Below are 26,752 nucleotides of genomic sequence, written 5' to 3'. Positions count from 1 at the left end.
GCGTGGCTCATTCGCGTCTGCGGCGGGCCTGCCGGCGACCTGCGACGACCAGGGCGAGGACGGCGGCGGCTCCGCCGAGCAGACCGACGGCCGGGCCTCCGCCGCCGCTTGTGCCGTCGGCAGTTGCGGTGTCGGCGGTCGCCGTGTCATCCGTCGCGGCCGACGGAGTGGCCCGGGCGCGGTCCGTATCCGTACTCGTATCCGTCACCTGCTCGCCGCATCCGGTCGCCGGATAGCCGGATATCGCGCAGAGCAGCGCCTCGCTGTTGTAGCGCAGCGGCTTCGCGACCGCCGCGAGCGCCTCCGCGGCCGTCGCGTCCTCGCCGAGCAGGGCGCACTCGGCCCGGAGCGCGGGCGGTTGCTCACCGGTCGGCGCGTCGGCCGCCGTACCGGAGTCGACGACCACGGCGATCCGTTTGCGGCCCTCGCGCCCGGGAGTGTCGCCGCAGACCGCGGCGAAGTCGGGCGTGCGGCGCGGCCGGGCCGCGTCGCCGCTGTCCTCGCTCACCGAGAAACGGAAGCCCGTGACGGTGCCGTCGGCGGGCCGGGCCGTGGCCGGACCTTGGGTGGCATAGGTCCAAGCGCCGCCGTCGCTCTCCCAGAAGGACCAGTAACGGTAGCCCGCCGCCTGGGCGTTGCCCGTACCCAGGGCGACCATGAAACACACGGGCAGAAGAAGGACGCCGAGCGCCAGAAGCCGGGAACGCATCACGACTGCGGGCTCTGCTGTGTCTTCTTGCGGCCGTTGAGCAGGAAGCCCATACCGACACAGGTGACCGCACCGATCCCGAGGATCCACAGCATCCCTTGGTCGCGACCGCTGTTCCCGTGCACGACCGCGGCGGCCGGAGCGGTGGCGGAGGCCCTGGGCCTGGGCGTCGGTCCCGTCGCGTTCAGCCGTTCCACGAGGTCGATCCCGCCGAAGTTGCGCGGATCCGTGCCCGTGGCGTGGGCGGCGAAGATGAGCTGGGCGTAGGCCGCGGGCCCGTTCTCCTGGGCCCAGGCACCGGAGTTCCGCTTCAGCCACTCCAGCGCGCCCGTCGCCTGGTGACCGTATCCGGCGGCCGTCAGGGCGACGACGGCGTCCGCCGTGTTGCCGGTGTCCGGCAGCGGCGCGCTGTCGTCGGCGCCGGGCATCGGCGGCAGGTCGAGATGCCCGGTCGCCGCGAGCGCGGAGGCCAGATAGGCGGCGCCGTTACGGGCGGCCCGCTCCGGGCCCGGATCCGCCGTGGGCACACAGGACGGCGCGGGACCGGCGGCCTGCACCGGCCAGGCCATCATCCGCTTGCCGAGCCCGCCGATGACGGCCGCCGCCGTGGCGTCGTCATTGGCGGTCAGCTTTCCCGCCTTGTCCGGCTGGTACGCGAACGCGCCGGCGTCCGCGCCCGATCCCGCGTCGCACGGGATCGAGAGGGCGACCAGCGCGTCATAGGCGTTCTTTCCCTCGGACGACCGCACCGAGCTGGGCCGTACGCCGAAGGTGGTCAGCGCGCCGATCACCAGGGAGGTGGAGTTCGCGTCGGTCGGTGTGCCGGGCAGATATCCCCAGCCGCCGTCCTTGTTCTGGACGGACCTGAGCCACTCCACGCCCTTTGTCATGGCGGGCCCTTGACCGCCGAGCGTGGAGAGCGCCTGAATGGCGGCGGAGGTGGCGTTGGAGTCCATCATCGTCTTCGCGTCGCAGGGCGTGGCGGGATCGGGACGGTACGCGGGAAAGGCGCCGTTGGCGCACTGCTGGCCCTTCAGCCAGCCGACGGCCTGGTCCGCCGGGCGGACACCGGCCGCGAACTGTCCCATCATCGCCAGCGATTGGCGCCACACACCGTCGTAGGCGGGATCCTTCTCGCCGTACAGGCCGGGCGGGACCGTGACCGGCGCGGGGGACGGCGCGGGCGCGGAGGCGGCGGGAGCCGGGGACGGCGAGGCGTCGGGATCCGTGGAGGAGGAGCCGGACGGAGAGCCCGTGGAGGATCCCGAAGAGCCCGTGGAGTCTTGGGAATCCGTGGAACCCTGGGAGGCCGGTACGTCGCCTCCCGCCACGGCGGCCGGAGCGACGGCCACACTGAGCAAGGCGGTTGCGGCGAGCGCCGCTGCGCAGCGGCGAACGGTGGTCATGGCGGGCGGGCCTCTCCTGCGGGAGCCGGCGCGGGCACACCACCACCGCTCCCGGCGGGACCGGCCCATGTCGCGGTGGGCCTCCCTTGCCGGTCGCGGCACTGTGCACCAGCCTCCGGCCCCGTAATCCTCGACGATGCCGGCCACCGGCGGTTTCCGGTGGCACGAGCCGGTCACGACCGCGTACGGAGCGTTCCGGCTGCGCCGCCGGTGACGGCGGCTCACGGTTGCGGGTCAGCGCCGGTTTCGCACCGGCTTTCCTCCGTACGGGCATGATGACGACGCGCCTACTCTATCGGCCGCGTACCTCGCTCCACCGTCGGGCGTATCTCTCCCGTCGTTCCTGGAGGAGCGCTGCATCCGGAGCGAATCCGACATCTCCGCAACGAATGTGCCATGTCATCCGACAACCAGGTTAAGTCCAACGAACAGTCGGGAAACACTTGTCCGTTGCGCCGCCCACCCTCTTGTTGGCAGTGTGTCTACGCGCGTATCTTGAGCCGACTTCCAGGCTTCTCGTACCACTCACGCATGCCATGTCCGTACTGTCACCACCGCACCGCCACCGCACAGTCACGCGCGCCCGCGCCCCGGGAGCACACCGGCGAGCACGCGGGAAGCACCCGAGAGAACTCGTAGCAGAAAGAGCCCAACGTGCCCCCTTCCATACCCCCGGCCCTGCGCGGTCGGCGCGCCAAGCGCATCGCCCTGGCGCTCCCCGTCGGACTGGTCGGAACGCTCATCGCGCTCCCGTTCACGGCGCAGGCGGCCCCGTCGGCCGACGCCGTGATCGCCGAGGTCTACGGCGGCGGCGGTAACTCCGGCGCCACCTTCACCAACGACTTCATCGAACTGGGCAACGCCGGCAGCGGTTCCTTCGACCTCACCGGCTGGTCCGTGCAGTATCTGCCCGGCGCTCCGACCGCCAGCAGCAAGTGGCAGGTCACCGAGCTGACCGGCGCCATCCCGGCGGGCGGCAGCTATCTCGTCGCCGAGAGCAAGGGCGCCGGCGGCACCACCGAACTGCCCACTCCGGACGCGGCCGGCTCCATCGCCATGTCCGGGACCAGCGGCACGGTCGCCCTCGTCCACTCCACGACTCCGCTGGCCTGCATCACCGCCGCGGACTGCGCGGCCGACGGCAGCATCAAGGACCTGGTCGGTTTCGGCACCGCCGCGGTCCGTGAGACCTCGCCGGTCCCGGGCGCGAGCAACACCGCCTCGGTCTCCCGGAACGCCTCCCTCACCGACACGGACAACAACGCGGCCGACCTGTCCGCGTCCGCGCCGAGTCCTCGTAACACCGGCGGTGGCGGCGGCGAGCCGGGTCCCGACCCCACGCCCACACCGACGCCCACGGGCCCCACCGGCCCGCCGGAGCCCGACCCGACGCCGGGCCCGGTGCGGATCCATCACATCCAGGGCAACACCCGGGTCTCCCCGTACAACGGCCAGGCCGTCACCAATGTCCCCGGTGTGGTCACCGGCGTACGCGCCACCGGCTCCTCGCGCGGTTTCTGGATCCAGGACACGCAGCCCGACAACGACCCGGTCACCAGCGAGGGCGTCTTCGTCTTCACCGGCTCGACCACTCCGCAGGTCAAGGTCGGCGACTCGGTCCTGGTCTCCGCCAAGGTCGTGGAGTACTACCCGGGCGGTGCCTCGTCCGGTGCGCAGTCCCTCACCGAGCTGAGCGGCCCGACCACCGTCGTGCTGTCCTCCGGCAACGCGGTGCCCTCGGTCGAGCTGGTCGACGCCAAGACGCTGCCCAAGGACTACACGCCGAACGCGGCGGGCGGAAACATCGAGCCGCTCACGCTCCAGCCCACCGTGTACACGCTGGACTGGCTGGAGTCCCGTGAGGGCATGGTCGTCCAGATCGGCGACAGCCGGGTGGTCGGTGCCTCCAACTCGTACGGCGAGACCTGGATCACCACCAAGCCCACCAAGAACCCGACTCCGCGCGGCGGTGTGATCTACACCGACTACGACGACCCGAACGCGGGCCGTCTGCTGGTCACCGCGCTGACCGCCGACAAGCCGGCGGCCAATGTGGGCGACACGCTCAAGGGCGCGACCGGTCCGGTCGACTACGGCACCTACGGCGGCTACAGCATCCAGGCGACCGCCGTCGGCGCGGTCACCAAGGGCGGTATCGAGCCGGAGGCGGCGGAGAAGGGCAGCGCCGACGAGCTGTCCGTCGCCACGTACAACGTCGAGAACCTCGACCCGACGGACCCGCAGGACAAGTTCGACCGGCTGGCCCAGGGCATCGTCAAGCACCTCGGCTCGCCGGACATCGTGAGCCTGGAGGAGATCCAGGACAACAACGGCGCGAAGGACGACGGTACGGTCGCGGCCGACCAGACCCTCGCCAAGTTCATCGCGGCCGTCAAGGCGGCGGGCGGCCCGGCGTACGAGTGGCGCTCGATCGACCCGCAGAACAAGACGGACGGCGGCGAGCCCGGCGGCAACATCCGTACGTCCTTCATCTACAACCCGCAGCGGGTCTCCTTCGTGGACCGCCCGGGCGGCGACGCCACCACCGCGGTGAAGGTCGTCACCTCCGGCAAGAAGGACGAGAACATCTCGCTGTCCGTCTCCCCGGGCCGTATCAACCCCACCTCGGGCGCCTGGTCGAGCAGCCGCAAGCCGCTGGTCGGTGAGTTCATGTTCCGCGGCGAGCAGATCTTCGTCGTCGGCAACCACTTCAACTCCAAGGGCGGCGACCAGCCCATCCACGGCCGTTTCCAGCCGCCGACGCTGAGCTCGGAGACGCAGCGCGTGGCCCAGGCCAAGGAGGTCAACACCTTCGTCGCCGACCTGCTCGACAAGGACAAGGACGCCAAGGTCGTCGTCCTCGGCGACATCAACGACTACCAGTTCTCGGCGCCGCTCGACGTGCTGACGAAGAAGGTCCTCAAGGACCTGATCAACACGCTGCCGAAGGGCGAGCGTTACAGCTACGTCTACGACGGCAACTCCCAGACGCTGGACCACATCCTGGTCAGCAAGGGCATCAAGAACCCGGTGTACGACGTGGTCCACATCAACGCGGAATTCGCCGACCAGGCGAGCGACCACGACCCCCAGGTCGTCCGCTTCAAGTAACCCGCCGGTGACCAGCACTTGCTGACCGTGCTGACCGGCACCTGCTGAACCACCGCTGACCTGTGGCGTGTACGAGCCCCTCCCCGGGCCCGTACACGCCACAGCCATATCCGCCGCCACGCGCCCTCGGGCTCAGGGGTAGAGGCCGGCCCGGAAGGTGAACGAGACGAGTTGCGCCCGATCACGTGCGCCGACCTTCGTCATGGCCCGCACGGCGTGCGTCTTCACGGTGAACGGCGAGACGTGCAACTGGGCCGCGATCTCGTCGTTGCCGAGACCGCTTGCGACGAGAACGACCACATCCCGCTCCCTGGGTGTCAGAGCGCCGAAGCGTCGCAGCAGTTCCTGGTCGATCACCGGGGGCGGACTGTCGGTCATATGACCGATGAGCGCGGCCGTCGCGGCGGCGGACAGCGCACCACCACCGCCGACGACCTCGGTGATTCCGGCGACGAGTTCAGCAGGGCTCACGGTCTTGCTCAGGAAACCGTTGGCGCCCGCTCGAAGGGCGGCGAGAACGATGTCATCGTGGTCGAAAGTGGTCAGCACGATCACCCGCAGCTTTTCGGGCGGGTGCTCTTCGCGGATCCGGCGGGTGGCTTCGACACCGTCGATGCCGGGCATCCGGATGTCCATCAGGACCAGGTCGACGGGGTGGGCCCGGAGGAAGGGGACGGCCTGGAGTCCATCGGAGAGATCACCCGCGACGACGAGACTCGGGTCGAGCAGAAGCATCGCCCGGATGCCGGCCCTTATGTCGTCCTGGTCGTCGACGATCAGAATGCGCGTCATCGGACGACGGCTCCCAGAGGGCTGAACTCCGCACGGACCCGGAATCGCCCGCCGTCACTGTCGATCGTCAGCCGCCCACTGGAGGACTCGACGCGTTCGCGCATCCCCACGAGTCCGAGTCCGCTGCCCGAGCCGGAGCCGGAGCCGGAGCCCGAGCCCGAGCCGGAGCCGTGCGGCGAATGACCGACGCGGTTCTCCACGGTGACGCATATCCTGCCGTCGCGCTCGCGCACATCCACCGTTGCTGTCCCTTCTCCATGCCGGTAGGCATTCGTCAGCGCTTCTTGAACGACCCGGTAGACCGTCACGCCGACGCTGGGCTCCACGAAAACGGCGGGGATGTCGATGGAGGGCCGGACGTCGAGGCCGATGCTCTCGAAAGAGGCGACAAGTCCTTCCAGGCCGCTCAGCGCGGGGATCGGCCGGAGCGCCTCGTCGTCGGAGATGTCGTCCTCGCGGCGGAGGAGCGCGAGGATCCGCTGTGTCTCGACGACGACGGTGCGGGCCCTGGACCTGGCTGAGACGAGGGCCTGCCGGGACGATTCGGAGCCTTCGGGAAGCCCGATTTCCACAGCGCCGAGATGCAGGCTCAGCATCGCGACCTGGTGGCCGATGACGTCGTGGAGGTCCCGGGCGATGCGGAGCCGTTCTTCGGTCACTCGTCGGGTGGCTTCGATCTCGCGGGTGGCGATGGCGCTTTCTGCCCGTTCCTCCAGAATCCACCAGTGGTCCCGATGGATGCGGAGCGCGCCCCCGGTCGCACCTCCCGCTATGGCCGAGAAGAGGGCGGCGGCGGCCACGACCGCGCCGCCACGGAATCCCCCCAACGTCATGAATGCTCCCAGGAAGAACGCCGCCACGATGACGGTCCCGGCCAGCGGCTGCTTTCCCCTGAAGGTGACCGAGAACAGCACGAGCACCGCCATCATCCACACCGACAGGGGGTCCTGGCCCACCGCTGTGACGGCGAAGGACGCCGCGCTCGTCACGACCAGTCCTGCCCACGGCTTCCACCATGAGAGGGCGACACCGCCACCGGCGAGCAGTACGGAGAGGACGGTCGGCCAATCCGATCCCCTCAGTACCACTGCCACGATCTGACCGGTGAACACCAGCGCGGCCACTGAATAGGCGACGCGGTGCAGCACCTCGGGGCGGCGGATCCACAGGGGTGCCGCGGGCCCGTCCTGATCGTGCCCGTCCTGATGGTTCTGTGCCTTGACCATGACCTGATTCTCGTTCGCGCGTGTTGTGGCCGTGTACTTCGAACGATGTAGACGGCGGACCTGCGGACCTGCTTCCACCGGTGCGGGCGGGAGAACTACTTCGTTCGAAGTACACGGCCCTGCCCGAGGAGCCCGAGACTCCTCAGCGAGGCAACCGCCTCACACCATCACGCAGGGATACCCAATGACCCAGACCACCATAACTTCGACCACGACCACGACGACGTCCTCCGGGCTCCGATCGCTCTATCTGATCCGAGTCGTCTTCTCCCTGATCTGGGTGGCGCTCGTCCACACGACCTCCGCCTCGCTCGTGTCGAAAGACAAACCCACAGTGATCGCGGCCGTACTGCTCGTCATCTACCCCCTGTGGGACGGCATCGCCACGCTCCTCGAACGTCGCATGGCCGGCACCGGCTCCGGCTCCGGCTCTGGCTCCGGCTCTGGCTCCGGCACCGGCTCTACGAACCGCGTCAGTACCGCCAACATGGCTCTCGGCCTCGCCGCCACCATCGGGATGATCATCGCCGTCTTCTCCACCATCGGCACGGCCCTTCTCGTGTTCGGCATCTGGGCCCTCCTGTCCGGAGCGATCCAGCTCGTCGTGGCGATCCGACGCCGGCGCACCGTCGGCGCCCAGTGGCCCATGATCATCAGCGGCGGACTGTCCGTCCTCGCGGGCGCCGGCTTCGCTGCCATGTCCGCCTCGGCGACGAGCGGCCTGTCCACCATCGCCGGATACTCGGCCTTCGGTGCCTTCTGGTTCCTCGTCTCCGTCGTCGCCCTGAGCATCCGCGGCCGAAGCGGCCACTGACGCGGGCATCTTCCGATCACCACGGTGGTGGGGTCAGGAGGCGGCAGGCTGTTTCGATGTCTGTTCTGACCTGGGCGGTGGTGGCGCGGCCCGAGAGCCAGGTGATCAGGGTCGCGTGCCAGGTGTGTTCGATGACGCGGACCGCGGAGAGCTGGGCCGGGGTCGGAGGTGTGGGGGTGAGGGTGGGGGCGGGGGACGCGGTCATGGCGTCGAGGATGATCGCCGTCGTCCGGCGGGAGACCTCGTCCACCTCGCGGCTGACGCTGCGGTCCGCGAAGGTCAGGGCGCGGATCATGGCGTCCGCGAGGTGCGGGTCGCGCTGGAGGGCGCGGAAGGCGCGCATCAAGGTCTCGGCGACCCGGGCGGCGGGATCGTCGGTGCTGGGCGGGCGTCTGCGGAGTGTGGTGTGGAGATGCTCCAGCCGGTCCTGCATCGTGGCGACCAGCAGATGGATCTTGGACGGGAAGTAGCGGTAGAGCGTGCCGAGGGCGACGCCCGCCTCCTCGGCGACCTCCCGCATCTGTACGGCGTCGAAGCCGCCCTCGCAGGCCAGTTGGTGCGTGGCGGCCAGGATCCGGCGGCGGCGGGCCTCCTGGCGTTGTGTCAGAGGCGCTGACACCTTTCCGACTTCCGCTGTCATCCCCGTCCCCGCTCCATCGCGCTTCACCGCCTCCGGACCGCACAGCATGGCAGGGCGCGCGTGGTGGCGCGAATCACCCGATCCGGCCGGTACAGCGAGGCTACTTGCCGGTAAATTCGAAGGCTGTGGGCGAACAAGTCTGAAACTTGTTCTAGATCGGCGTCGGCGGTTACGCTCCGGCGAAACGCGGAGAGCGCAGTGAGACAGGGGGCCGAGAGTGACCGCTGAGGCCATGCGGGCGGGCACCGGAGCACGGTCCCGGAGGCCCCAGAGGTCCCGGAGGTCTCACGGCGACCGGCCGGAGCGGGCGGATCGTACGGCGGAAGGCGCGGATCGTACGGCTCCGGACGGGCCGCTCGGCGGCGGCGACCGACCGTTGCGTATCGCTCTTCTCAGTTACAAGGGCAACCCGTTCTGCGGCGGACAGGGTGTCTACGTCCGCCATCTCTCCCGTGAACTCGCCCGTCTCGGGCACAGCGTCGAGGTGATCGGCGCCCAGCCCTACCCCGTACTCGACGAGGGCATACCGCTCACCGAGCTGCCCAGTCTCGATCTCTACCGGCAGCCCGATCCCTTCCGTACGCCGAGGCGTGACGAGTTCCGCGACTGGATCGACACCCTCGAAGTCGCCACGATGTGGACCGGCGGTTTTCCCGAGCCGCTCACCTTCTCGCTGCGCGCCCGGCGCCATCTCGCCGCCCGCGCCGGGCAGTTCGATGTGGTGCACGACAATCAGACGCTCGGTTACGGACTCCTCGGCGACCTCGGCGCACCGCTGGTCACCACCATCCACCACCCCATCACCGTCGACCGCCGGCTGGATCTCGACGCCGCCGAGGACTGGCGCAGACGCGCCTCCGTACGCCGCTGGTACGGCTTCACCCGGATGCAGGGCCGCGTCGCGCGCCGGCTGCCGTCCGTCCTGACCGTCTCCGGCTCCTCGAAGCAGGAGATCACCGAACAGCTCGGAGTGCGGGCGGACCGTATCGACGTCGTACACATCGGCGCCGACACGGAACTGTTCTCGCCCGATCCGGCCGTGCCGGAGATACCGGGCCGTATCGTCACCACCTCCAGCGCCGACGTGCCGCTCAAGGGCCTGGTGCATCTGATAGAGGCCCTCGCCAAGGTCCGCACCGAACACCCGGCCGCGCATCTCGTCGTCGTCGGCAAGCGCCCGGAGTCCGGGCCGGTCGCGCGGGCCGTCGAGCGTTACGGGCTCGAAGGCGCCGTCGAGTTCGTCAAGGGCATCTCCGACGCCGAGCTGGTGGAGCTGGTGCGCGGCGCGCAGATCGGCTGTGTGCCGTCCCTGTACGAAGGCTTCTCGCTGCCGGCCGCCGAGACGATGGCCACCGGTACGCCGCTCGTCGCCACCACCGGCGGTGCCATTCCCGAGGTCGCGGGCGCGGACGGGGAGACCTGCCTCGCCGTACCGCCGGGTGACGCGGGCGCGTTGGCCGCCGCGCTGGTACGGCTGCTCGGCGACGCGGAGCTGCGCGCCCGGCTCGGCGCGGCGGGCCGCGCGCGGGTGCTGTCCCGGTTCACCTGGGCGCAGGCCGCCCGTGGCACCGCCGAGTTGTACCGCGCGGCGATCGCCCGGCGGGCCGGCGCCCGGCCGGCGCCGTAACTCCCGTGCTGTGACCCCCGTGCCGTACCTGTACTCGTACCCGTGCCCTACCCGTACGTCCGTACCTCCGACCGCGAAAGCAGGACGACTCTGTGCTGACCGTGGACTTCACCCGCTTCCCGCTCGCCGCGGGCGACCGTGTGCTCGATCTTGGGTGCGGCGCGGGCCGGCACGCCTTCGAGTGTTACCGGCGGGGCGCCCAGGTCGTGGCTCTCGACCGGAACGGCGAGGAGATCCGCGAGGTCGCCAAGTGGTTCGCCGCGATGAAGGAGGCCGGAGAGGCGCCGCAGGGCGCCACCGCCACCGCGATGGAGGGCGACGCGCTCCAACTTCCCTTCCCTGACGGGTCGTTCGATGTCGTCATCGTCTCCGAGGTGATGGAGCACATACCGGACGACAAGGGACTGCTCGCCGAGGTGGTCCGGGTGCTGCGGCCCGGCGGGCGGATCGCGGTCACCGTGCCGAGGTACGGCCCGGAGAAGGTGTGCTGGGCGCTCTCCGACGCGTACCACGAGGTCGAGGGCGGCCATATCCGTATCTACAAGGCAGGTGAACTGCTGGGCCGGATACGGGAGGCCGGGCTCAAGCCGTACGGCACGCACCACGCGCACGCGCTGCACGCGCCGTACTGGTGGCTCAAGTGCGCGTTCGGCGTGGACAACGACAAGGTGCTGCCTGTCCGCGCGTACCACAAGCTGCTGGTCTGGGACATCATGAAGAAGCCCGCCGTCACCCGGGTCACCGAGCAGTTGCTCAACCCGGTGGTCGGCAAGAGCTTCGTGGTCTACGCGACCAAGCCGCGCCTTCCTGCGGCGGACGCCGGCCTTTCCGTGGCGGAGGCCGGCCTTCCTGCCGCGGAGACTGGCCCTTCTGCCGCGGACGCCAACCTTCCTGCGGTGGACGCCAAGTGACCTTGGCCGGCCGTGGGCCCGACGCCACGGAACATCTCGTCCTGCCCGGTGTGCTCACCGCCGAACAGGCCGCCGAGACCGTCGCCGGCATCCTCGCCGTACAGCACCGGGACGGTGCGATCCCGTGGTTCCGCGGTCACCATCTCGATCCTTGGGACCATGTCGAGGCGGCCATGGCGCTGGACGCGGCGGGCGAACACACAGCGGCGGCACGGGCGTACGAGTGGCTCGCCCGGCACCAGAACGAGGACGGGTCCTGGTACGCGGCGTACGAGGACCCGGCTGGGCCCGGAGCTGTGGGCGCGGGCGCCGGAACCGGAGTTGCGGGCGCGGGCACTGGCGCCGACTCAGGTCACACCATCAACCGGCCCAGTGACCTGGGCCGCGAGACCAACTTCGTCGCGTACGCCGCCGTCGGCATCTGGCACCACTATCTGGCCACCGGCGACGACGCGTTCCTCGACCGGATGTGGCCCGTCGTACACGCCGCGATCGAGTTCGTCCTCGTACTCCAGCAGCCCGGCGGGCAGCTCGGCTGGAAGCGCGAGGCGGACGGTACGCCCGTCAACGACGCGCTGTTGAGCGGGAGTTCGTCCGTACACCAGGCGCTGCGCTGTGCGCTCGCGATCGCCGAGGAACGCGAGGAGCCGCAGCCCGACTGGGAGTTGGCGGCGGGCGCGCTCGGGCACGCGATACGCCGTCATCCCGAACGGTTCCTCGACAAGAGCCGTTACTCGATGGACTGGTACTACCCGGTGCTGGGCGGCGCGGTGACCGGAGCGCAGGCCACGGCACGGATCGCGGCGGGCTGGGACCGTTTCGTGGTGCCGGGTCTCGGAGTGCGCTGTGTCGTGCCCAATCCCTGGGTGACGGGCGGCGAGAGCTGTGAACTGGCCCTGGCCCTGTGGGTGATGGGCGAGTCCGACCGGGCGCTGGAGATCCTCCAGTCCATCCAGCATCTGCGCGCCGAGGGCGGGATGTACTGGACGGGCTATGTCTTCGAGGGCAACCGCGCCATCTGGCCGGAGGAACGCACCACCTGGACGGCGGGCTCGCTGCTGCTGGCGGTGGCCGCGCTCGGCGGCGACGAGGCGACCACCGCCGTGTTCAGCGGCGAACGTCTGCCACGCGGGCTGGAGCCCGACTGCTGCCGCTGAGGCGGGCGCACCGGCCGTGGTGAAACCCGGACGGCCCAGCCCGGGTGGCGGTGGTACGGGTACGGCGTGACGCTTCAGGCAGTCCGCCAGGGAGGTTCGCCGTGTCCGTCGAGGCTCACACCACCACCAGCGGTCCGATACGCCGCGCCGTGACGGCGCTGCTCCTGATCTGCGCACTCCTGCTGCCCACGGCCGCATGCGGCGGCGGTGACGACAACGGCGGAGCGGGCGCGGCCACACCCGCGGCGGTGGAGACGACGAGTTCCGCGCAGGCGCAGAAGTTCGCCAAGACACGTTTCGTCGCCAACGCCGGTCTCGCGGCGGGCGCCACATACCAGTGGATCGTCAAGCCGTACCGCGCGGGCAAGTTCAAGAAGGACGCGAGCGGCCGTAAGTTCGCCCTGATCAAGGCCGGTCTCGCGGGCGCCTTCGCCTACAACCGGCTCAAGGCGGCGGCCGAGAACGCCAAGGGAGATCCGCTGCTCGCCAAGGCGATGGGCCCGCTCGCCGCCGGGATCGCGTCGCTCAAGGGCATCGGCGCCAAGCTCGGCAAGGGCGAGGCGGGAAGCGCCGAGGTCGGCATGTTCGAGACGGTCATCAATGACGTCAAGGGCGCGGGCAGCGACGCGGGCGCCGTGGTGAAGGACAAGGTGCCGTCGGTGACACAGCTCAGCCGCGGCTGACCGTCCTAGGGCCTCTCGTTTGGATCTTGCCGGGCTCGCGTGCCCGCAGTGACATCAGCCGCTGCCGCGGCGGGCCGCGCCTCGCCGCGTTGTCGTCAGTCGACGACGCTCCGCGTCGCCTCCCTCCTCCGCCTTGCGATCCACGGCACCAGCCCCCGCTCCCTGATCCAGCCAGATCCAAACGAAAGACCCTAGTCCCACCGGGCGCCGACGACGAAACGACAACGGCCTCCCGCCGTAAGGCGAGAGGCCATCGTTGTGGCGCTATATACGGGTACGGAGTCAGCCGCGCTGGATGCCCGAGGTGTCCTGGAGCACACCGCGGCGGCCGTCCTGCGTCTGGGCCACCAGACCGGTGCCGCGCTGCTCGACCGCGAGATACCAGGTGCCGGGCGCCAGTTCGGCGATCGGCGTCGGTGAGCCGTCCTCACCGAACAGCGGACGGGCCACCGGCACCGCGAACCAGAACGGAGCGAAGTCTCCGGCGGGCGTCGCGCCACCGGCCGACGGCTGGCCGGGCCGGCCCGCGCCCGCCTGCGGCTGACCGCCTCCGAGCGGACCGCCTCCGAACGCACCGGACGGCTGCTGTCCCGGCTGCCCGCCCTGGGCGCCGTACGGCTGGGCCTGGCCCTGCGCACCGTACGGCTGCTGGCCGCCCGGGTACCCGTAACCCTGCCCGGTGACGCCCGGCTGACCGCCACCGCCGTACGGCTGCGGCGCCTGCGGCCTCGGCGCGCCGAGGAGCGGAGCCTTCAGCGGCGGTACGAGCGGAGTGGCGACGGCCGCGCCGGCGAGGACCAGGGCGCCGACGAAGCCCAGGATCAGACCGCTGCCCGCGCTGATACCGTCCAGACCGATCAGCGACCAGAGCGCCGTCCACGCCGCGAAGATCGCCAGCGCGACACCGAACTGCCCGAGGTCGAGGCCCGCGATCTTGCGCGGCTGCGGCAGCGCGCGGGAGGTGACGATCAGTGCCGCGGCGATGACCCCGGCGAGGTGGATGCTCATCACGGTGCCCAGTGAGTCCCAGGCGTTCGGAGCATTGCTCGATCCGAACACGCTGGACTCGTACAGATTGAGGAACGAGGCGATGAACAGCAACACCGCTGCTCCGATCACCACGCCGTCGCCTCGAGTGAGGGAGCGGATGTTCACGTGAAAAGTCCTTCGTTGTCGTCTCGTCGGGGCGGTCGACGCGGTCGCCGATTGCGGCGGTGCGCAGTGCGAAGCTCGGGGGCGGCTCCCTATCGTACGGATGAATGTATCGTCTGCCCGATCGGGTCGTCTGCCCGGTATCAGACGCGGTAGCAGGCCTGTTACCGGGCCCGGTGGCAAGCTGTTACGCGGGCCACGATTATCCGGCGCGCGATCCGATCAGGGCGACGACCGGGACGAAGATCGAGGCGAAGATCGGGTGGGCGATCGGGCAATCCGGGTCACCTGGTGAGAAATCCCATGATTCCGTCCGCCATTCCTTGTGCCGCGCTCTGCCGCCAATCCGCATCGGTGAGCAGGGCGGCATCGTGCGAATCGCGCATATTGCCGCATTCGATGAAGACTTTGGGCACCTGCGACAGATTCAGTCCGCCGAGGTCCTTCCGTACGTCCAGCCCGGTGCCTCCGCCCAGGTAGTTGGCGGGTGCGCTGCCGGTCTCCCGGACGAAATTGCCGACGATGTGCTCGCCGAGCCGGCGTGACGGACCGACGATCGCCGTGGTGTCCGCGGCTCCGTCCTTCACCGAAGCGGGAAGAATGACATGAAATCCACGGTTTCCCGGCGCCGAACCGTCGGCGTGCACGGAGATCACGGCATCGGCCTTCGCCTTGTTGCCGATTCGGGCCCGCTCATCCACGCACGGACCGTACGGGCGGTCGTTGTCGTGGGTGAGGACGACCGTGGCGCCGAGTTTCCGCAGTAGGGAGCGCAGCCGGTGGGAGACGTCCAGCGTGAATGCGGCCTCGGCGTAACCGGCGTTGGTGGCGGTGCCGGTGGTGTCGCATTCCTTACTGTTCGTTCCGATGTTCACCGGTTTATTGATCTCAGTGGTGTGATCGCGGTTATGCGGATTGTGCCCGGGATCGATCACGACGACCTTTCCCGCGAGCGGCCCGTTCAGTCCGTTCGGAGGATTCGGCGCGTCCGGACTGGTCGGAGCGTCCGGAGGGTTTGGAGCACTGCTCTCCGAGTCGGACGGCGTCGGCGCGGTGGACGTGCCGGTGGAAGCGCCAGGAGATGCGGTGGGAGACGCGCCGGAGGTGGCACCGGCCGCCGCGGCGGCGGGCGGAATTCCGTCGTCCGGTCCGCTCATGCCCTGCCAGACGAGCCAGCCCGCCAGCGCGGCCGACACCAGCGCGGCGCCCGCGACAGCGAGACTGCTCCGGCCGGAACGGCGTCGGACGGTCGGTCGGCTCTCATCGGACTGCGAGCGTTCGTTGTCGTACGGCACGTCGCGATGCTAGTGCGAACGGTCAGAGTCCCGGTCCGGTACGGCGCAGGACGCGCAGCGAGCCGGTGTCCGGGAGTTCGGTGAAGGCGCCGGAGGCGAGTGCTCGCAGATATACGTGGTAGGGCGGTCGGCCGCCGTCCGCCGGGTCCGGGAAGACATCGTGGATCACGAGCAGCCCGCCCTCGGCGAGATGCGGCGCCCAGCCCTCGTAGTCGCCGTTGGCGTGCTCCTCGGTGTGGCCGCCGTCGATGAAGACGAGTCCGAGCGGCCCGCCCCAGACCTTCGCGATCTGCGGTGAACGGCCGACGACGGCGATCACCCGGTCCTCCAGACCGGCCCGGTGGAGTGTGCGCCGGAACGTGGGCAGCGTGTCCATGACGCCGAGGTCCGGATCGACGACGGCCGGGTCGTGGTACTCCCAGCCGGGCTGCTGCTCCTCGCTGCCGCGATGGTGGTCGACGGTGACGGCGACCGTCCCCGCCTCTCTCGCGGCGGCGGCCAGCAGCAGGGTGGAGCGTCCGCAGTATGTACCGATCTCCAGGAGCGGCAGCCCGAGCGCGCCGGCCTCGGCCGCCGCCGCGTACAGGGCGAGCCCTTCGTGTACGGGCATGAACCCTTTGGCGGCCTCGAAGGCGGCGAGGACGTCGGGTGCGGGCTCGGTCCCGGCGGACATGGCTCTCCTCGGTCTGACGTGTTGTTTCCCGGTTACCGTGGCGATGACGGGTACGGCGCGTGCGCGCCCATGCTCCCGTACACCCCCGGCCGCACAGGAGCCGGGGGCGCCGTCGCTCAGGAAGAAACCGCGGTGGCGCGTTCCGGCGCGCTCTGCGCCAGCACCAGATCGACATCGACCGGCAGACCGTCGCCGCCGTACACCGCCGGGCGCGCGTGCGGCGCGTATCCCGTCGCCGTCGCCGCCAGTACGTAGTGCCCGCCGGTCTGCGGCAGCAGCGCGTATCCGCCGTTCTCGTCCGTGGTGGTGAGTCCCGCCTGCCGGCCTCCGCCGTCGATGAGTGTGACATTCGCCCATGCCACCGGCGTACCGTCCGGGTCCAGCACACGTCCTCGGAAACCGCCGGAACCGGCGACCAGTGTGTGCTGCCGCCCTCGTCCGTCCTCGTCCGGTGTGGACTCCAGCGTTGTGGAGTCCGGCGTTGTGGACTGCGGCGTTGTGGACTCCAGCGACGCCAGGGACTTCGGCGCCGACCGCTGCGACGGCAGGAACGCCGCCAGCGCCAGACCGGCGACCACCGCGCCCGTGGCGATCAGGAACGAGATACGGAAGCCGTGCAGCGTGGGCAATGTCACTCCGCCCGAGACGGCCGAGGTGTGGGCCAGCACCATACCGATCACCGCGCTCGACACCGACGTACCGATGGAGCGCATCAGAGTGTTCAGACCGTTCGCCGCGCCGGTCTCCGAGGGATCCACGGCGGCGACGATCAGCGCCGGCAGCGAGGAGTACGCGAGACCGATGCCCGCGCCCACGACCACCGAGATCACGATGGTCTGCCAGGCCGCGCTCATCAGGCCGAGGCCCGCGCCGTATCCGATACCGATGATCAGCATGCCGAGCATCAGCGAGACCTTGGGGCCGCGCCGCGCGGAGATCCGGGCGTAGAGCGGCGCCGTGAACATCATCGTCAGTCCGAGCGGTGCCACACACAGTCCGGCCACCACCATCGACTGGCCGAGGCCGTATCCGGTGGACTTCGGCAGCTGGAGGAGCTGAGGCAGGACGAGCGAGATCGCGTAGAAGGCGACACCGATCATGATCGAGGCGAGATTGGTGAGCAGCACCTCACGGCGCGCGGTGGTACGGAGATCGACCAGCGGCGCGGAACTCCTCAGCTCCATGACGCCCCAGAGCAGCAGGATCACGACCGCCAGCACGAACAGACCGATCGTGGTGGTCGAGCCCCAGCCCCAGTCGCCGCCCTTGGTGATCGGCAGCAGCAGGGCGACAAGACCGGCGGAGAGCCCGATCGCGCCGAGCCAGTCGAACCGGCCGCTGGCCCGTACCGACGACTCGGGTACGAAGCGGAGCGTGAGCAGGATCGACAGTACGCCGAGCCCGGCCGCGCAGAAGAACAGCGCGTGCCAGTCGGCGTTCTGCGCGACCAGGGCCGCGCCGGGCAGGGCGAGCCCGCCGCCCACGCCGATGGAGGAGCTCATCAGCGCCATCGCGGAGCCGAGGCGCTCGCGCGGCAGCTCGTCGCGCATGATGCCGATACCGAGAGGTATCGCGCCCATGGCGAAGCCCTGGAGCGCCCTGCCGACGATCATGATGACGAGATCGTCGGTGAATCCGCAGATCAGCGAGCCGATCACCATGACGGCGAGGCTGGCGAGCAGCATCCGGCGCTTGCCGAAGAGATCTCCGAGCCGGCCCATGATCGGGGTGGCGATGGCGCCGGCCAGCAGAGTCGCCGTCATGACCCAGGTGGCGTCGGCGGGTGAGGTGCGCAGAAGTGCGGGCAGATCCTTGATCACGGGAACGAGCAGGGTCTGCATCACCGCCACGGTGATGCCCGCGAAGGCGAGGACGGGAACGATGGTGCCGCCCTCACGGGTCCCGGTCCGCGGCCGGGTCCCGGTCCGCGGCCGGGTCCGGGGCTGCGGCCGGTTCCGGGAAGCCTCCGGGTGTTGATGATCGGTTGTCGGCTGTGGCATACGTGCGTCCTCCGGGCAGGAAAGGAGAAGGTCGGGGCAGGTGCGTGGCGGCGGGGGAGGGCGGACGGCGCGGTCCGCCAAGTGCATGCAGTGTGAAACCTTCCCCATCGCCGCGTTATTCCGGCGAACGCGGTACGAACACAGTCCGATGCCGACGGGCTTCTTTCTGACGGGCCGTCAAGCTGCGACCATGGCGCGCATGGTCCGAGCCGCCGCAGATTCCGAAGCCGCCGATAATGCGGACATATCCGGGTTAAAGGGTCAATCTGGGTTAACGGGCCCTGCTCGTACCCGTGTCCGTACCCGTGTCCGAACCTGGGCGGTGATCCTCGCTGCCTGCGCGGGACAGTTCCTCGTCGTCCTTGATGTGTCCGTGGTGAATGTCGCACTGCCGTCGATGCGCGCGGACCTCGGGCTCTCCGCCGCTGGTCTTCAGTGGGTGCTCAACGCCTATTCGATCGCTTTCGCCGGTTTTATGCTGCTCGGTGGCCGGGCGGCCGATCTCTTCGGCCGCAAGCTGATGTTCCTGACCGGGCTCACGGTGTTCACTCTCGCGTCCGTCGCGGGCGGACTCGCCCAGGAAGGCTGGCAGTTGCCGGCCGCCCGCGCCGTACAGGGCCTCGGCGCCGCCGTACTGGCGCCCGCGACGCTCGCCATCCTGACCTCGGCCGTGCCCGCCGGAGCCGCCAGGACCCGGGCCATAGGTACTTGGACGGCGGTCGGCGCGGGCGGCGGCGCGGCCGGCGGGCTCATCGGCGGTCTGATCACCGATCTGCTCTCCTGGCGATGGGTGCTGCTGATCAATGTGCCGGTCGGAGTGCTGGTTCTGGCCGGGGCCGCGGTATGGCTGACCGAGAGCCGTACGGATACGGGACGGCGCCTCGATCTGCCCGGCGCGGTGCTGGTCACGGCCGGTCTGGCGGCGCTGGCGTACGGCATTGTGCAGACCGAGGCGCGGGGCTGGAGCGCGGCGGCCACTCTGCTGCCGCTGGCCGGTGGAGTGCTGCTGCTGGGACTGTTCGTGGCGGTGGAGGCACGGACGAAGGTGCCGCTGATGCCGCTGGGGCTGTTCCGCGTACGGGCGGTGTCGGCGGCCAACACGGCGATGTTCGTCTGTGGTTCCGCGTCCTTCGCCGTCTGGTTCTTTATGACGGTATATGCGCAGAACGTCCTGGGATACGGGCCGCTGGAGGCCGGTCTCGCGCTTGTCCCGAGCTCTCTGAGCATTGTGTTCGGTTCAAAGCTCGCACCTCGGCTGATGCTGTTGGCCGGTGCCCGGAATGTCGCGGTCATCGGCGCGCTGGTAGCGGTCGCCGGGTTCGGCTGGCAGTCCATGCTGACTCCCGACGGACCGTATCTCTCGTCGATCCTCGGTCCCGGACTGCTGATCATGACCGGTCTGGGGCTGACGGGCACCACACTGGCGGCGCTGGCCACCGGAGGCGCGGAGCCCGGTGACGCGGGTCTGGTCTCCGGTCTGATCAATACCTCGCGGACGATGGGTGGAGCGCTCGGTCTCGCGGTCCTGTCCACAGTGGCGGCGTCCCGTACGGCGGGCGGTATGAGCCCGCAGGAACTGACGGACGGATACGCGCTGGCGTTCAGGACGGGCGGCGCGGTGGTGCTGGCGGGAGCGCTGCTGATGGCGCTGTGGCTGCCGCGCGGCTCCTCGGGCGAGTGACCGGGAGGCCGTCCGAGGGCCTGGACCTGGGCCTGTGCTTCAGCGGCGGATCAGAGCCAGCCCTGGCGGCGAGCGGCGCGTACCGCCTCCATACGGTTGCGGGTGCCGGTCTTGCCGATCGCCGACGAGAGATAGTTCCGTACGGTCGACTCGGACAGCTGGAGCCTGGCCGCGACATCGGCGACGGTCGCGCCGTCCACGGACGCGTTCAGCACCTCACGCTCCCGCGCCGTGAGCGGATTCGGGCCCGCGCTCAGGGCTGCCGCCGCCAGCGCCGGATCGATGACGGTCTCACCGGTCAGCACCCGGCGGATCGCCGCGGCGAGCTCCTCCACCGGCCCGTCCTTGACCAGAAAGCCCGCCGCTCCCGCCTCCATGGCCCGGCGCAGATAACCGGGCCGGCCGAACGTGGTCAGAATCAGCACCCGGCAGTCGGGCACCTCGTCCCGCAACAGCGCGGCGGCATCCAACCCACTGATACCGGGCAGTTCGATGTCCAGCAGCGCCACATCGGGACGCGAGACGAGCGCAGTCTCCACAATGGCGTCCCCCGTGGCCACCTGCGCGACCACCTCGATATCCGGCTCCATCCCGAGCAACAGCGCCAGAGCCCCACGCAACATGCCCTGATCCTCGGCGAGCAGAACGCGTACGGACGTGGCCGGCCTATGGTCCCTGGGCATCTCTGTCACCCACTCAGGGTAGGGCGAGCGCACAGAGAGAAGCCCCGCCCAGACGCGGCAGAGCAGCGCGTGGGCGGGGCAAGAAGTCACTCTCATTCGGCAGACTTGCCGAGTTTCCAGGTGGTCTCTTCGGGGCGGTCTCGCCGAAGGATATGTTCTCCGCTGGATTCGACCGTGAGCCGGTAGGCGTCAGGGGACGGCCGTCCCGCCTCGATCCAGCCTTTGAGAAGCGAGAGGCGATCGGCCCACAGATCAAGGGCGCCTTCGTGAACTACCTGAATGGAGTCATCGCCATTCAAGGTGATGCGTGCCCAGGAGCCTGTACGCGGGTGCACCAGCCCATGAATCGCCGTGCCGGTGTCGTCAACGAGAGACATGCTCAACACCTCTGGCTGGCGCATAGCGATTTCCAGGGATTCGGTGTGGATCAACTCATGGAGGAGCAGCTCCATTGTATCGGAAGGTGCCGGAACGCTGAACGTTCGGCTTTGGCCGCTACCGTGGAGAACCAAGCCGGCGTACTTCGGGGCTCGTTCTGCAATGTGTTCAGGAGTGGGTCGGGCACGCATGAATGAGGCGGTGTCCGGTAGGAATCCCCCTGATGCATGGTGGTTGTTGTCCACTGTGAGTTGCGCAACGCCGATACCGATGTTGACGACGATGGTGCCACCAGGTCGGATCTGGGCAAGCCAGGACGCAGGGATGCGTTCAACTCCGCAGGTAGCCAGTAAGCCGCTGTAGGGAGCACGCTCCGCATATCCGGCGGTGCCGTCGCCGGTCACCACTGTTGGCTTGTGGCCGAGGCCGGCCAGCTTTTCTCGCGCCTTCGCGGTGAGTTCGGGGTCAACGTCCATGCTGACCACTTGATCGGCCCCGAAGTGGTGGCACAGTAGGGCCGCGTTGTATCCAGTCCCGGTGCCAATTTCCAGAACAGGGCCAACGGCGGGGCTGAATGCTTCCAGCATGCGGGCCATGAGGGATGGTTCGCTTGATGAACTCGTGGCGGTTCCCGCCGTGTCCCATCGGGTGATCAGGGAAGTGTCTGTGTAGACCGCACTCGGATAACCATCGTCACCTTCCTGATAGACGCGAGATTCCGTGCCGGTGCGCATGGAGAATCGGGGAACGAAGACTTCGCGCGGAACGGATCGGAAAGCATCGATCCAGTGCGGTGAGCGAAGCGCTCCGGCAACGGTCATGGCGGTGGTCAGGCGGCGGCGTTCCGCCTCAAGGCTGATCACGTGTGAGCGGTCAGGGCAGCGGCCTCGGTGATCTCGTCGGCTCGCACCCTGGCCGTCCGCAAGGCCAGGCGTTGCCCTGCGCGGGTACCAGCGGGGGCCGTGCCAATACTCTTGTAAGCCGCCGTCTTGCCGGGGAGCGCGTCCACGAATGAACGGGCTTCCTCGGGATTGGAGGTGATGAGAGTGCGAGGTACGAGCAGCCCGCAGCGGGCAGCTTCGGCCAAGGCATACGGAGCGAACCCGGCGATAGCGTTTCGCCATGGGTGGTTCACCCATGTGCAACGTAACGAGGAAAGGACGCCGCCCACACCCGCGCGGGCTTCGCCTTCCGCCCACCGGGCCGCGTCGGCAGACAGTTCGGGAGAGAGACGGAAGCGTCCGGGCCGCCGGTAGTAGACGGCCCGGACGGAACTGAGGTCCAGGTCCCGATGCCCGCCGTGCCATATACCGCGCCATGAAGTGCGACCGGGGTCCAATCGGGCCGACATGGCAAGGCGTTCAGGAAAATCCCCCGGGTCGATCCTTACGAGAGGAACGCTCCGGCGGCTGAGTTCCGTGATCACCATGTCTGCTACCGCGTCCAGATTTGGGCGGGTGAGTATCAGGACCGTCATTGATGGGCCTCCGTGTCAGACCGTCAGTCGGTGTCGTTGTCCTTGTCGGTCGCGAGTTGCATGTCTTCCTGCGTCTGCGAGACCGTTTCGAATGCCGACTTCATCGAAGGTGCGTGGATGAACGGTTCCCCGGCCTCGGTGACCGTGATCTGTCGGTCCGGGCACAGCGACAGCCCGCCCAACTGGTCATCGATCTGCGGCCGGTCGACCGGCAGGGCCTTGGTGAGACCGAAGGGTTGTACGGTCCCGCTTTCACCGCGCAAATCAGCGGCATCGGAGACGTGAGGGAACATTTCCGCCGTGAACGTCAATTCCATCTCTCCTCATGTGGATGACTGTCTTGGATGGGCACGTGTGCGTGCTGTTCCATGAGCTTCCGCCGAAAGGGCTCCGAGAGGAACCGCGAACGGGGTTCCCCGAGGCGCACATTGGGGAACCCCACTGCGTGGAACCCGGGGATACGCTGAGACAGTCTCTCCCTACAGCCCTGATAGGTGGCCCATGGACCAACGCGAAGCCCGGCGGAGCGGCTGTCCGCTGACCATCCCCGAGGCGCTGTTACAGAGCGAGGCCATGCGTCGCGCATGCGCCTCGCGGAACTTCCAGGAGATCTTCCGCCTCGTCAACAGGCGCACCGGGACAAGTCATGCCGCTATGGCGGCGGCCGTCGGCAAGATGACCAGCTCCCGCGTGAGCGACATCATCCGAGGCGTTCGCGGTATCCGAGGGCAAGAAGTCATCGAACGCGTGGCCGATGGATTCGGAATCCCGGGCAAAATGCTCGGCCTGCCTGAACGGCCATGGGAGGGTTCCCCAGGAAATATTGACACCGCTGATAATCCACGCCCTAATCTGGATCCTGTGGTCGATTCCGATTCCAGGGAGCGGGCGCAATATGCCGAGGATAACCCGAGAAGCCTTGACCTGTTGACTGTAGCCGGACTCCGGCAGCGGGTGCAAAACCTGGATGCGCGCTACGTCAGCGAGCCGTCGACAGTTCTTATCGCCGAAACGGGAAAAGACTTGGGCCAGCTGGCCCACTGGCAAACCTACACCACCACATATATCGTTCGTCGGGATCTCTATGCCGCACAGGCCGAGGCATCGACGCTTATGGGTCAATTAGTATGGGATGCGTGGGAGAACTGACCACGCCACGGCGCGTATCTATTTCGCCCAGGCTGAGGCAGCGGCCCGTGAGTTGCGCGACCCGGTTGCGGAAGGTTAGGCCCTGCTGCGGACTACATTTGTTGCTCTGTATGGGGAGAAAAATCCTCGCGCCGGCCTGGAATTGGCTCAGCGTACGGCCTCCACGGTTCAAGGTTCCAGCCATGTGCTCGGTGGTCTGGCCGTACTGCATGCCGCCGAGGCCCATGCCATGCTGCAACAGCACAAGGATTGTGAAAAGGAGCTGGCCAACGCCGAACGTCACTTTGATCAAGTGTCTGAAGCTGATGCCGCTGCACCTCTTTTCTCGCCCAGTCAGTTCGACCGACTGGCCGGGTCATGCTTCCTGTTCTTGAATAACGCCTCTCGCGCCGAGGTGATCTGTACGATCGGCTGATGAACCTCATTGCAGTAGGATGAAGTAAAAAGGGGGATCGGTGAACAGTGCGCAAATCCAGCAGGCCAAACAAGCAGTCCGTGAGAGAGTCTGGGACCTACTGGAGCGTGAACGTGCAGCGCCCTCGGGCGTAGCGGGTCATATCCCGGATTTTGTCGGGGCAGAAGCTGCTGCTACCCGCCTCGCTGAACATCCTGCTTGGCAAGCGGCGCGCGTAGTCAAAGCGGTTCCAGATTTGGCCCAACTTCCTGTCCGTGTCAGGGCGCTGGAAGAGCGAAAACTTCTGTACATGGCCTCCCCGAAGCTTGCTACGGACAATCCGTTCTACTATCTGAATCCGGCAAGCCTTACAGTTCCTCCGCGTGAGGCTGCTGCACACCGCGCAGCAGCCAAGTTCGCGGAGCCGGTGGACCTGGATGAGATACCGCCCGTTGATCTGGTTGTCTGCGGAAGCGTTGCCGTCAATCTTGAAGGCGTGCGACTCGGAAAAGGTGCCGGTTATTCCGACATTGAGGTAGCCCTACTTCAAGAGGCCGGACTCCTGGGTTCGCATACGCTTATTGCGACCACGGTCCACCCTTTGCAGATCCTGAACGAGACGCTACCGGAAACCGACCATGACTTTCGCGTGGATCTTATTATCACGGCAGATGAAACCATCGAATGTGAGCCATGCCGACGCCCTTCAGGAATTATCTGGGAGCACCTTGCGCCGGAAATGATCGCCGCAATCCCTGTACTGGCAAATCGCAACCCAATTGGCGGACAGGGCGCATAAAAGCCTCGGATTTGCTGCAAGGACCTCAAAGACAGGGGGCGGTGAACGCGGGAAAGTACGGCAGGTCCTACTCGTCGGAGCCGGCGCCTTCCATGGCCAGCGCGGCCCGGCATCGTTCCACCTGTTCGGTCACGTGCTCCATGAACCACCGCATGACGTCGTACGGAACGACGTGCTCATCATGGCTGTGGATGTGGACCGTCGGCTCCAGAGCCGGATCCTCATCGGGCACGAACGCCACGATGAAGGCCCGTCCGGCCATGTGCGTGAGATGACCCGGACCGGCACCATCCTCCACAGGCACCGGTACGGCCTCGCTCAGCTCCACTGCCCACGCGTCATCGGGCAAGGCGTAATGGAACTGCACGGCATAGTGCCGACCCGCATGCTCAAGAAGTTCAGGCATTCCCGAAGAATGCCAGACCTGCGACCGCACCATCCGCGATCCGGATCCCGGGTGAGACCCATGAGGGTGTGGAACTCGCGGTCGGGGAAGAACGGTCCGTTCACGGCCACGTCCAGGCACAGGCGGGGATGAGTCAAGCGGTCAGATGTGCGACGGTGAGGCATCTGCCGGTAGGAGGGCGGTGACGCGGAAGCCCTGGTGTGTCTGTTGTCCGGGGCTGGTTGCTATGCCTTTTGACGCGCCGTTCGCCGGGCCTGTTTTGAGGGAGCCGCCTGCCGCTGCGAGTCGTTCGGTGAGGCCCTTCAGGCCCGTACCGCCGGTATCTGTGCTTGGGCTGTCGCCGTCGCCCTCAATGCCGACGCCGTTGTCCGTGACCGTCAGTCTGACCTGTTCCGCCGAGCCGTCCACCGTGATCCTGCAGCGGGTCGCGGCGCTGTGTCGTACGGCGTTGGTGACGGCTTCCCGTACCACCCAGCCCAGCAGCACCTCGGCCCATGGCTCCAGCGGTGGCCCGGACCGGTGTATCACCGGTTCGATGCCGGCGGCCGTCAGTGCCGAGCGCGCCCGGTCCAGATCCGTGGCGAGGCTGCCCTCGCGGTAGCCCGTGACGGCCTCCCGGATCTCGGTCAGAGCTTGTCGGCCGACGGACTCGATGTCGGAGACCTGGGTCAGGGCCGCGTCCGGATCGCGTGGTGCCAATCTGCGCGCGGCCTCCGCCTTGACCACGATCACGGACAGGGTGTGACCGAGCAGATCGTGCAGATCGCGCGAGAATCGCAGCCGCTCGCGCTCCACCGCCGAGCGCGCCAACTCCTGGCGTGTGGCGCGCAGTTCCATCACCGTCTCGGCGAGAGTGAGGATCGCGGCGGTCACCATCATCGAGATGAATGTGCCGTACGCGACCGCGATCGCGTTCCAGCCGTCGTGGTACGCGCCGATCGCTCCCGCGGCGGCGCTCAGCGGAAGGCCCACCCAGGCGAGACCGCGCCCGCGCACCACGGTGCCGCAGGCCAGCCCGAAGAGCGGGAAGAACAGCAGCCAGCTCCCGCCGTAGAGACCGCCGAGCCCGAAGGTCATCAGTCCCATCCCGGCGAGCGACCACCAGGTGGCATGGCTCTGCCGCCTCCTCGGGTCGAAGGCCGTGAACACGACGTAGACATAGAGGGAGTTGAAGACCAGCAGACCGATACCGCCGAACCACGGGTTCGGAGTCTTGCCCTGGACGAGATTGGAGAAGGAGCCCAGGCCGAGCAGCAGCCAGGGCAGCATCGCGTATCCACCGGGCGGTCCGGGCCTCCCGCCGTCTTGGCCCTGGCTCGGGTCCTTGCTTTGGCGCTGGCTTTGGTCCTGGGGCATGTCGTCCTCGCCGGTGTGCGGTACGAGACCACAGCGTACGAACCGAACACGAGCAGTCGGCCGAGCAGGACGAGGCCGGTCGTCTCGGACCGCACCGAAGCTCTTGACGACGCCGGTGGAGCTCACGGCGGGTGATGAAGTGTCCGCTGTCTGTGTCATACCCATGACGCTACGGAGCAGGACCGTTGCCCGGCAGATGCGGATGTACGGACTTGGCCAGTACAAATGTCATG

25 protein-coding genes and 1 riboswitch are annotated in these 26,752 nt (G+C 68.3%); of the genes, 10 read left to right on the top strand and 15 right to left on the bottom strand.

What is annotated here, in order from left to right:
• Nucleotides 1–7: 7 nt before the first annotated feature.
• On the bottom strand, nucleotides 8–709 hold the full coding sequence (locus ACFV6H_RS11505) for an SCO2322 family protein (protein ID WP_385540730.1): 702 nt from the start codon (nucleotides 707–709) through the stop codon (nucleotides 8–10).
• Nucleotides 709–2,115: a prenyltransferase/squalene oxidase repeat-containing protein gene (locus tag ACFV6H_RS11500; protein ID WP_385540729.1), complete on the bottom strand. Its 1,407-nt coding sequence runs from the start codon at nucleotides 2,113–2,115 to the stop codon at nucleotides 709–711. The genes ACFV6H_RS11505 and ACFV6H_RS11500 overlap by 1 nt, the downstream gene beginning before the upstream one ends.
• 193 nt (nucleotides 2,116–2,308) lie before the next feature.
• Nucleotides 2,309–2,371, bottom strand: a riboswitch (cobalamin riboswitch).
• 398 nt (nucleotides 2,372–2,769) lie between these two features.
• On the opposite strand from ACFV6H_RS11500, the gene ACFV6H_RS11495 reads away from it, so the two are divergent.
• Nucleotides 2,770–5,226, top strand: a complete 2,457-nt coding sequence (locus ACFV6H_RS11495) for an endonuclease/exonuclease/phosphatase family protein (RefSeq protein ID WP_385540727.1) — start codon at nucleotides 2,770–2,772, stop codon at nucleotides 5,224–5,226.
• Nucleotides 5,227–5,358: 132 nt separating this feature from the next.
• Here the strand turns inward: ACFV6H_RS11495 and ACFV6H_RS11490 are convergent, their stop codons facing one another.
• The gene (locus tag ACFV6H_RS11490; RefSeq protein ID WP_385540725.1) at nucleotides 5,359–6,018 is read right to left on the bottom strand and encodes a response regulator; all 660 of its coding nucleotides are present in this window, start codon (nucleotides 6,016–6,018) and stop codon (nucleotides 5,359–5,361) included.
• The gene (locus ACFV6H_RS11485) at nucleotides 6,015–7,244 is read right to left on the bottom strand and encodes a sensor histidine kinase (RefSeq protein ID WP_385540723.1); all 1,230 of its coding nucleotides are present in this window, start codon (nucleotides 7,242–7,244) and stop codon (nucleotides 6,015–6,017) included. Before ACFV6H_RS11485 ends, ACFV6H_RS11490 begins: the two co-directional genes overlap by 4 nt.
• Nucleotides 7,245–7,428: 184 nt before the next feature.
• On the opposite strand from ACFV6H_RS11485, the gene ACFV6H_RS11480 reads away from it, so the two are divergent.
• On the top strand, nucleotides 7,429–8,058 hold the full coding sequence (locus ACFV6H_RS11480) for a DUF308 domain-containing protein (RefSeq protein ID WP_385540721.1): 630 nt from the start codon (nucleotides 7,429–7,431) through the stop codon (nucleotides 8,056–8,058).
• 16 nt (nucleotides 8,059–8,074) lie between these two features.
• Here ACFV6H_RS11480 and ACFV6H_RS11475 read toward each other — a convergent pair whose 3' ends face one another.
• Complete coding sequence (locus ACFV6H_RS11475; RefSeq protein WP_385540719.1) at nucleotides 8,075–8,698, bottom strand: TetR family transcriptional regulator; 624 nt, start codon at nucleotides 8,696–8,698, stop codon at nucleotides 8,075–8,077.
• Nucleotides 8,699–8,930: 232 nt separating this feature from the next.
• Between ACFV6H_RS11475 and ACFV6H_RS11470 the strand changes: the two genes are divergently transcribed.
• The 4 genes from ACFV6H_RS11470 to ACFV6H_RS11455 all read left to right on the top strand — a co-directional run bounded on the left by ACFV6H_RS11470 (nucleotide 8,931) and on the right by ACFV6H_RS11455 (nucleotide 13,076).
• Complete coding sequence (locus ACFV6H_RS11470) at nucleotides 8,931–10,325, top strand: glycosyltransferase family 4 protein (RefSeq protein ID WP_385541039.1); 1,395 nt, start codon at nucleotides 8,931–8,933, stop codon at nucleotides 10,323–10,325.
• A 92-nt stretch (nucleotides 10,326–10,417) separates the two neighbouring features.
• Nucleotides 10,418–11,236, top strand: a complete 819-nt coding sequence (locus ACFV6H_RS11465) for a class I SAM-dependent methyltransferase (RefSeq protein WP_385540717.1) — start codon at nucleotides 10,418–10,420, stop codon at nucleotides 11,234–11,236.
• A 2-nt stretch (nucleotides 11,237–11,238) separates the two neighbouring features.
• A complete protein-coding gene (locus tag ACFV6H_RS11460; RefSeq protein WP_385541037.1) occupies nucleotides 11,239–12,393 on the top strand; it encodes a prenyltransferase in 1,155 nt (384 codons plus the stop codon).
• A 101-nt stretch (nucleotides 12,394–12,494) separates the two neighbouring features.
• Complete coding sequence (locus ACFV6H_RS11455) at nucleotides 12,495–13,076, top strand: hypothetical protein (protein WP_385540715.1); 582 nt, start codon at nucleotides 12,495–12,497, stop codon at nucleotides 13,074–13,076.
• 282 nt (nucleotides 13,077–13,358) lie between these two features.
• On the opposite strand, the gene ACFV6H_RS11450 is transcribed toward ACFV6H_RS11455, so the two are convergent.
• From ACFV6H_RS11450 to ACFV6H_RS11435, 4 genes are all read right to left on the bottom strand, one after another.
• Nucleotides 13,359–14,231, bottom strand: coding sequence for a hypothetical protein (locus tag ACFV6H_RS11450; protein ID WP_384980714.1), 873 nt, complete (start codon nucleotides 14,229–14,231; stop codon nucleotides 13,359–13,361).
• Between the two features lie 281 nt (nucleotides 14,232–14,512).
• Complete coding sequence (locus ACFV6H_RS11445) at nucleotides 14,513–15,523, bottom strand: N-acetylmuramoyl-L-alanine amidase (RefSeq protein WP_385540713.1); 1,011 nt, start codon at nucleotides 15,521–15,523, stop codon at nucleotides 14,513–14,515.
• A 22-nt stretch (nucleotides 15,524–15,545) separates the two neighbouring features.
• Nucleotides 15,546–16,196 (bottom strand): class I SAM-dependent methyltransferase, encoded by a 651-nt coding sequence (locus ACFV6H_RS11440; protein WP_385540711.1) that lies wholly within the window; start codon nucleotides 16,194–16,196, stop codon nucleotides 15,546–15,548.
• Between the two features lie 116 nt (nucleotides 16,197–16,312).
• Nucleotides 16,313–18,196, bottom strand: a complete 1,884-nt coding sequence (locus tag ACFV6H_RS11435) for an MFS transporter (RefSeq protein ID WP_385540709.1) — start codon at nucleotides 18,194–18,196, stop codon at nucleotides 16,313–16,315.
• 199 nt (nucleotides 18,197–18,395) lie between these two features.
• Here ACFV6H_RS11435 and ACFV6H_RS11430 point away from each other — a divergent pair, with 199 nt between their 5' ends.
• Entirely contained in the window at nucleotides 18,396–19,877 is a 1,482-nt protein-coding gene (locus ACFV6H_RS11430; RefSeq protein WP_385541035.1) for an MFS transporter, read from the top strand.
• 50 nt (nucleotides 19,878–19,927) lie between these two features.
• Here the strand turns inward: ACFV6H_RS11430 and ACFV6H_RS11425 are convergent, their stop codons facing one another.
• The 4 genes from ACFV6H_RS11425 to tgmA all read right to left on the bottom strand — a co-directional run bounded on the left by ACFV6H_RS11425 (nucleotide 19,928) and on the right by tgmA (nucleotide 22,732).
• Nucleotides 19,928–20,560 carry a response regulator gene (locus tag ACFV6H_RS11425; RefSeq protein ID WP_385541033.1) on the bottom strand — a complete coding sequence of 211 codons (633 nt, stop codon included), beginning with the start codon at nucleotides 20,558–20,560 and terminating at the stop codon, nucleotides 19,928–19,930.
• Nucleotides 20,561–20,652: 92 nt separating this feature from the next.
• Entirely contained in the window at nucleotides 20,653–21,801 is a 1,149-nt protein-coding gene (locus ACFV6H_RS11420) for a methyltransferase domain-containing protein (protein WP_385540707.1), read from the bottom strand.
• Nucleotides 21,798–22,415, bottom strand: coding sequence for an MvdC/MvdD family ATP grasp protein (locus ACFV6H_RS11415; protein WP_385540705.1), 618 nt, complete (start codon nucleotides 22,413–22,415; stop codon nucleotides 21,798–21,800). Before ACFV6H_RS11415 ends, ACFV6H_RS11420 begins: the two co-directional genes overlap by 4 nt.
• A 23-nt stretch (nucleotides 22,416–22,438) precedes the next feature.
• Nucleotides 22,439–22,732 (bottom strand): putative ATP-grasp-modified RiPP, encoded by a 294-nt coding sequence (gene tgmA, locus ACFV6H_RS11410; protein ID WP_385540703.1) that lies wholly within the window; start codon nucleotides 22,730–22,732, stop codon nucleotides 22,439–22,441.
• 184 nt (nucleotides 22,733–22,916) lie between these two features.
• Here tgmA and ACFV6H_RS11405 point away from each other — a divergent pair, with 184 nt between their 5' ends.
• From ACFV6H_RS11405 to ACFV6H_RS11395, 3 genes are all read left to right on the top strand, one after another.
• Nucleotides 22,917–23,564: a hypothetical protein gene (locus ACFV6H_RS11405; protein WP_385540701.1), complete on the top strand. Its 648-nt coding sequence runs from the start codon at nucleotides 22,917–22,919 to the stop codon at nucleotides 23,562–23,564.
• 184 nt (nucleotides 23,565–23,748) lie between these two features.
• Nucleotides 23,749–23,979 (top strand): hypothetical protein, encoded by a 231-nt coding sequence (locus tag ACFV6H_RS11400; RefSeq protein WP_385540699.1) that lies wholly within the window; start codon nucleotides 23,749–23,751, stop codon nucleotides 23,977–23,979.
• A 40-nt stretch (nucleotides 23,980–24,019) separates the two neighbouring features.
• Nucleotides 24,020–24,757, top strand: a complete 738-nt coding sequence (locus ACFV6H_RS11395) for a 5-formyltetrahydrofolate cyclo-ligase (RefSeq protein ID WP_385540697.1) — start codon at nucleotides 24,020–24,022, stop codon at nucleotides 24,755–24,757.
• A 67-nt stretch (nucleotides 24,758–24,824) separates the two neighbouring features.
• Here the strand turns inward: ACFV6H_RS11395 and ACFV6H_RS11390 are convergent, their stop codons facing one another.
• On the bottom strand, nucleotides 24,825–25,196 hold the full coding sequence (locus ACFV6H_RS11390; protein WP_385540695.1) for a hypothetical protein: 372 nt from the start codon (nucleotides 25,194–25,196) through the stop codon (nucleotides 24,825–24,827).
• A gap of 108 nt (nucleotides 25,197–25,304) precedes the next feature.
• Complete coding sequence (locus ACFV6H_RS11385) at nucleotides 25,305–26,519, bottom strand: sensor histidine kinase (RefSeq protein ID WP_385540693.1); 1,215 nt, start codon at nucleotides 26,517–26,519, stop codon at nucleotides 25,305–25,307.
• Nucleotides 26,520–26,752: the final 233 nt, after the last annotated feature.

The organism is Streptomyces sp. NPDC059743 (genome assembly GCF_042732975.1).
GTDB lineage: Bacteria > Actinomycetota > Actinomycetes > Streptomycetales > Streptomycetaceae > Streptomyces.
The sequence above is the reverse complement of the archived record's forward strand: the minus strand, read 5'-3'. Positions and strand labels throughout refer to the sequence as shown.